At 48.6% G+C, this 6,282-nt stretch carries 5 protein-coding genes; all 5 read right to left on the bottom strand.

Annotated elements, in window-relative coordinates:
• Positions 1-88: 88 nt before the first annotated feature.
• Positions 89-1,453 carry a lipase family protein gene (locus tag VN379_RS16480; protein WP_325535810.1) on the bottom strand — a complete coding sequence of 455 codons (1,365 nt, stop codon included), beginning with the start codon at positions 1,451-1,453 and terminating at the stop codon, positions 89-91.
• 200 nt (positions 1,454-1,653) lie between these two features.
• Positions 1,654-1,818 carry a hypothetical protein gene (locus VN379_RS16475; RefSeq protein WP_325535808.1) on the bottom strand — a complete coding sequence of 55 codons (165 nt, stop codon included), beginning with the start codon at positions 1,816-1,818 and terminating at the stop codon, positions 1,654-1,656.
• Positions 1,815-3,062: a Ger(x)C family spore germination protein gene (locus VN379_RS16470; protein ID WP_325535806.1), complete on the bottom strand. Its 1,248-nt coding sequence runs from the start codon at positions 3,060-3,062 to the stop codon at positions 1,815-1,817. Before VN379_RS16470 ends, VN379_RS16475 begins: the two co-directional genes overlap by 4 nt.
• Positions 3,047-4,129: a GerAB/ArcD/ProY family transporter gene (locus VN379_RS16465; protein ID WP_325535804.1), complete on the bottom strand. Its 1,083-nt coding sequence runs from the start codon at positions 4,127-4,129 to the stop codon at positions 3,047-3,049. Before VN379_RS16465 ends, VN379_RS16470 begins: the two co-directional genes overlap by 16 nt.
• A 17-nt stretch (positions 4,130-4,146) precedes the next feature.
• Positions 4,147-6,057: a spore germination protein gene (locus tag VN379_RS16460; RefSeq protein WP_325535802.1), complete on the bottom strand. Its 1,911-nt coding sequence runs from the start codon at positions 6,055-6,057 to the stop codon at positions 4,147-4,149.
• Positions 6,058-6,282 lie beyond the last annotated feature (225 nt).

Raw genomic sequence — 6,282 nt, 5'->3', positions numbered from 1 at the left:
ACACTGTTGTAATCAATAAATTTCTAAAAAAGCCGCAGAGCAAACCCTGCCGGCAACGGGTTAACGGCCACCGATAAAATCGGGCAGGTTATGTGCTTGGTATGATGTTATAGGATAGTGGCATCTGATTCTCAGCTTCTAACCAGGTAGTCTGATGAGCGTTAACGCCTTTAAACGTGTGAATAAATGCTTCCAGGGGGGTGAGGTTGTAGGTTCCGCTGGAGAATACAGCCGCATCAACGACAGCACCAGTGCTGACATTATAGACAGTCTGCTGGAAGGTAATACGATAGGCGTTTTTCTGTTCTTTTAAACGAACCCCGTTAACCTCGGGAACAATAACCCACCGGCAGCCGGCGGCGCTGGCTTGCTCCAGCCAGTTCCCTGTTTCGTTTCCATCAACGATAAGGCAATCTGGCAGGGTTTTGTTGTATTCATCCATTAATGCCTCGCGCATATACCAAAAGTCGTTTGCTAAGCTGCCTGTCAGGTTATTTTTCATGGGAGCAATGTAGACACGGCCCGGGCTTGCCGGCCGTTTGGCAGCCGGGTCAGATAGTTTGACTCCGGCTTGCCGGGCCTGTTGCCGCTTATCATAATAATTTTTTACTGCTGAATCCACATAGCTGGTTATCTTGTGGGGATCCTCAGTAGTAGCAGGCATGCTCCAGTTTATTTCCCGCCCGAATTGCTGGTAGCCGCCAACCAGGGTTTGCAGGACACCTGTTACGGGGTCACCGTCAATTACTACCCGGGTTAAAGGCAGGATTGGCTCAAATTTATTGGCAAAAGCAGCATTCCCTACAGCAGGAGCGCCAAAAGTAATTACCTTAATCTGTTCGGGATTTATGCCCATGCTGAGAAGCCGTGCACCGGCCAGTGTTGCGGCTGCACCACCTAAGCTATGGCCAGTCAGATAGAGTTTATCATCAGGGTTCATTCGCAGCAGGTCGGGAAACATAAGGGGTGCGTTTTGACTATTGTGAAGGATTGCAGCCGGCCCGGCTTGAATAAATTGATTAAAGCCCCGATGAACCTGCGGGTCTGTCTTAGATAGTGCCTTTTTGCCGGCATTGGCGGCAAACTCCTCTGCGTTGCTGCCGGAAAAATAGATTTTATCGAATTTTAGATTGCTTTTCATATCACTAGTGGTCTCTGTTCCCACAATCGCCAAAACATAGAGATATTTTCCAGGAGCACTTTCTTTTTTTGCCAGCAGAAACCGTGCGCCGCTATGCTCTGGCGGTTGGAAATAGTGATCAATATGCCACCCGTCCTGTTCAAGGTAGCGGCTGGCCAATTCGCCGATCCGGTCGTTGTAAGCGGCTACGCTGGCTGCAGCTGCAATGTATAGGGCATGGGCTTCTTCGTAGTCTTCCCTGGGCCCGGTGTACCCAATCGTTGAATTCCACAATAACATATAGCTCAAAAGCAACAATAGGATTCGTTTCATAATTCCTCCTAGGCCGGTCCGTTTGATCTATTCCGCTCTTAGCAGCTGTGAATACTGCAGAGTATGCTGTAATTAGTATTAATCTAATTTTACTGGATAGGCGGTAACTGTCAAGCACAATTGCATTACCAATATATTGCAGAAAAATCAAAAAGCACCCATTCTCAGCCGGTTGGCCGGGAAAGAGTGCTCTTCTTATTTCATTCTACAACCACGCGATACACAAACACCCCGATGCTTGCAAGTGATATTAATACCACCCCAAAAGCTCCGAGCCTGTTTCCCTGTTTATTTTCGTATAAAGCATAGCTATAGGAGTGGATCCCGGCCAGTATTGCCACTATTAAAAAAGTTATGTCGGTCATTGGCTATCCTCCCTCTTGATTGGTGAGGACTTGTACATGAGCCCGGTCCGTCTAATCTTTACTGAAACATTTAGATTAAATTTAACAGTCGGATATACCTCATACCAATTGATCTGCTCAGCCTCGTCAAAATTGCTGAAGAGCTTGCGCGTGTATAAGCCAAAACCAACTACGTCTGTACCTAACTCCTGTGTGTGCGCCAACATTTTTTTCATCTGTCTTGTTAGAATGTTCGACAAATGCTGTTCCAGCAATTGTCCGTATTCGCGTGCCTCATAGTTAATGCCGCTGGGAATACTGGTAGTTTCACCTTCCAGCAGTATGTCGATATCAAATACCAGCGTTCCATCAATCCTTGTCAGTTTAACCTTAGGTTTTTCTCCAAGACGAAGCTGAACATTAATGCCATGTTTGGGTGCAAGCGGGTCCTCTACGGTAATAAAACCACGGGTAAAATCTCCGCTTAGAATAGAAACCGCCCGCGTTTCCTCATTGTTAAGAACGCCGACCATTTTATCGGCCATAAATATGGCGGTGCCGATTACCTCAGCCGGATTGCCGCCTTCACGCCCCAGCCCCTCCGGATAATACGCCAGTGACTTATCGCCGGCCTCTTTTTTTTCGACCGGCTTAGGCTCCAGGTCAAGGGGATTGAGCCCCATAAATGTTGCGTAAGGGGCTCCACTGGTCGCCTTTAATCTAGTGTAAAACTGGTGGAGGTTGGAGGACAGGAAATAGCCGGTATCCTGCCGGGAGGCAAGGGAATTCTCCAGCCACCGTGAGGGAAGTTTCTCCATGATAGGTTTGTTTTTTTGCATGAATTCCTTGGCTGAGCCCCGCGAAACCGTAATAAACATTGAGCCACGGAACTCCCGGAACCGCAGCAGGGGGCCCAATACATCACCAATCCCCTGTTTTGCCAGATCTTCCCCAAGGATTATTGCCTTAGTATGAGACAGATTGGGTGACCGGGCAACTACTGAGTTAAGCAGGTTACGGGCTTCAGAGAGCGAGGGGGCAATGATAGTGACCAGAAAAGTACTGGCTTCACTCGAGCCGGCCTCTTTGCCGTGACCTTGCCCTGTTGCTATCTGATAGGTGAAAGTACTTTGCTTGTCAGGACCGGGGTCGATACCAACGCTTACTACATAGGCAAAATCATCAATCTCCCGGGCGCCGTTGCAACCGGTGAGACAAAGGGTGAGTAATAACAGGAGAGCACTAATCTTCAGGCGGAGGTCCACGATTTCTTTTTCCTCCCTTTGAAGAGGGTTACTGCAAACAATAATAAGGGAATTCCAAAGAGGCCGGCATTATGAAGGGTTAAGGTTATTATCGTATCCAACCGGATGACGCTGGCAATATCAGGCGGTATCATCGCTATCCCGGTGACTAGCAGGGCCAGCGAAGGGATGAGCGGGCGAACGGTAGTCAGGTTAAAGATCCTTGTAATAAGGTAGCCGGCCATATAGATATCAATGGCAATACTCATTATTCCGGCGATAACCCACAGCAGGATAAAAAGCGACTCCACCCGCTGTACATAGCGGTTAAGATAGACAAGCCGGGCCATTTCAAAAAATGGGATTGTTTTCTCAAGGGCAATTTTTGTCCCAAAGACTATCGTGAACACAAATATAGACAGGGATTTCAGTAAGGTGCTGCCGCCCAGGCCGATTAATGCGGCCCGTTTGATGGTTCGCAGGTTTTGAAAAGCAGGGCCCAGCACAAACAGGAGCAATACCCCGAAATTTATCCCCGATACCGCCAGACCCGACTGGATGGCCGTGCCGATGCCCCGGCCCTGCCATGGCCCGAGAAGGTTGATATCATAAAAGGGGATTAGACCGGCCATAACAAGCCCAAGGCTAAGCATTCCAAACGGTAAGATGATATAGGAGGTACGGGCAATGCATTCGATACCCAGGAAACAGAGAATGACTGCATTGACAGTGTACCAGGAGATGGCGTTATTAAATTCCATAAAAGGCAGTGCAGTCAGGAGGGTGTTTTCGGCAAACTGCCGGAGCAGCAGTGCTGCATCACTAAGAAACATTGTAATAAGAAAAATTGACACTGCCCAGGCGCCTATTTTGCCCAGAAGCACCTGGGTTACTGTATAAATATCACCTTTAATCCGTTGGAATACAAACAGCAGCAGGCAAACCGGTATGAGTACCATAATCAGCGGGCAAACCGCAGCAAACCAGGCCAGGCCTGCGTTCGCTTCGATCGTTTGGGCTGGGCGGGTGAGGAATATCCGGGGGAAGGTATTAAGAAAGACCAGGGCCAGTCCTTCACTGATACCCATTTGACCAACATGGTAGCTTATGGCTTATCATCTCCTTCGTTAGCATCGGCCATTGTCCAGCGACGGCTAATATGCGGCTGCCTGGTACTATCCTTGGTATTAAGCGCATCAGGCCGGGATTCCTGACGGAAAACAGCCCCCCGTATTAATACATCCAGGCCACCCATCGACTTGGGGGATATTGGGGACAGGTAAGGCATGCCAAAGGACTTCATATACGCCAGGGTAGTGATAAGCAGGAGGATCCCGGAGGATAATCCCACAAGCCCGGCTACCGCTGCCAGGAATAGTAATCCGAAGCGGACGGTTCTTACCGCAAAGGCAAACCGGTACTCCGGGATGGTGAAGGAGGCCAGCCCGGTGATTGCAATAATGACAACCATAATCGGGCTGACAATATTGGCGGCGACCGCCGCCTGCCCAAGGATGATAGCGCCGACAATACCGATAGTGGAACCAAGAATATTAGGAATCCGGAGGCTGGCCTCACGAATCAGTTCAAAGGATATTTCCATAACAATGACCTCGAAATAGGCAGGAAATGGTACATCCTGACGTGAGCCGACAATCGCCAGCACCAGCTCGGTAGGCAGGGCCTCCTGGTGAAAGTAGCTAATGGCAATATAGAAAGCCGGTAGCATGGTTGATATAAATGTGCCAGTCACTCTTAGTAGCCGCATAAAACTACCTGCCGGGACTTTCAAACTGAAATCCTCGGCAGAATGTAAAAGTGAGAACATATTGATGGGGACCACCAGTACGAAGGGGTTACCCTCAAGCAGGATGGCCACCCGTCCTTCGGCAAGATGTACAGATACCCGGTCAGGCCGTTCAGTAGATATTGTCTGGGGAAACGGTAAAGTGGGATGGTCTTCGATAAATTGCTCCAACACGCCGATATCGTCAATATAATCAGTCCTGATACTGCCGATCCGGCGTTTGACTTCAGCAACCAGCGATGAATTAGTAATCGATTTTATATACATGACTGCACAGTTGACCCGGCTGCGTTCGCCTACCTTGATCATCTCGGTAACAAGATCACTTGTCCGGAGCATAGTCCTGATGAGCGCTGTATTGATGCGGAGGTTTTCACTGAACGCCATCTGCGCCCCGCGGATAGACTGCTCAGTGGTGGGTTTACCCACAGACCGGTGTTCCCAGCCTTTTGAACCAATAATTAATATTTCGTCGACACCGTCGATCAGCAGGACCGTATCCCCGCTATTGATGCCGTCCTGCAGATCGCTGAAGGTTTTGCCGGCTATTACCTGATTAGCAGGCAGTATTTCCTTTCTGAGGTGGTTGATGAGCGCTGCGCCGTTCTTGATTCCCTGCGGTGGCGGCATCAGCAGTAAGGGCTGCATGATGCTTAGGTTTAAAATTTTGGAATCAATCATACCGTCGATAAAGAGCAAAACTGCGGGAACTGGCGCATTAAGCGGAAGGGTAATCTCCCGGATGACAAGATCTTTGTTAGCAGGCAGCTCGTATAGGCGGTTGACGACTTGCAGGTTTTCCTCCAGGCTTGAACGTAATGCGGCAGTTCCCAGGCTTTCACGGTTGTCCAGATTGTCATAACTTAGCAGGATGGGCGTTAACTCTTCCTGCTGTTTATCAAGGCGGTGGAGCTCAGCTTGAAGCCCTGTGCGACTTTCTTCATTCATATCTTTGGCTAAGGCTGTTTTAGCCTTCTCCATCAGGTGGGTAATGCGGTAGGCCTGCCGCAGCAGGCTGCTAAACTCATCATACTGATCCTTGAGTTCGCCATGACTGGCTTCCTGCTGTTGAGAAACTGGTGTTTTTTCCGGCTCCGGTTTTTCTTTAGCCGTTTCTTCGAGGATGAACGGCGCGGCCTGTGTGGGCGGTTGATAGAGCAAGAGGCTTTTGGCGAAACGGTATATTTTGAAAATCGAATTATCTATCACCGCGGACACCTCCTGTGGCTATTATGGATATTTTTTGCAGGATTAGCATATTTATACTCTTTAATTATTGTTCCAGGGTTGCCGTTTCGCTTCCTATACTTAAAACCTAACTGTTTTTTTGTTACAGTTAGGTTTTTTTTACAAAAATCTTAATAAAAGCCGTTACTCGCTTTTGGAAAAGGCAGGAATGTTGTATAATATAAGGATATAATATAATGGACATAC

Origin of the sequence: Sporomusa sp. (assembly GCF_035561255.1) — a bacterium.
In the GTDB taxonomy this organism is placed as follows: Bacteria; Bacillota; Negativicutes; order Sporomusales; family Sporomusaceae; genus Sporomusa.
Note: the sequence above shows the minus strand (reverse complement) of the source record. Positions and strands in the feature narration are given on the sequence as shown.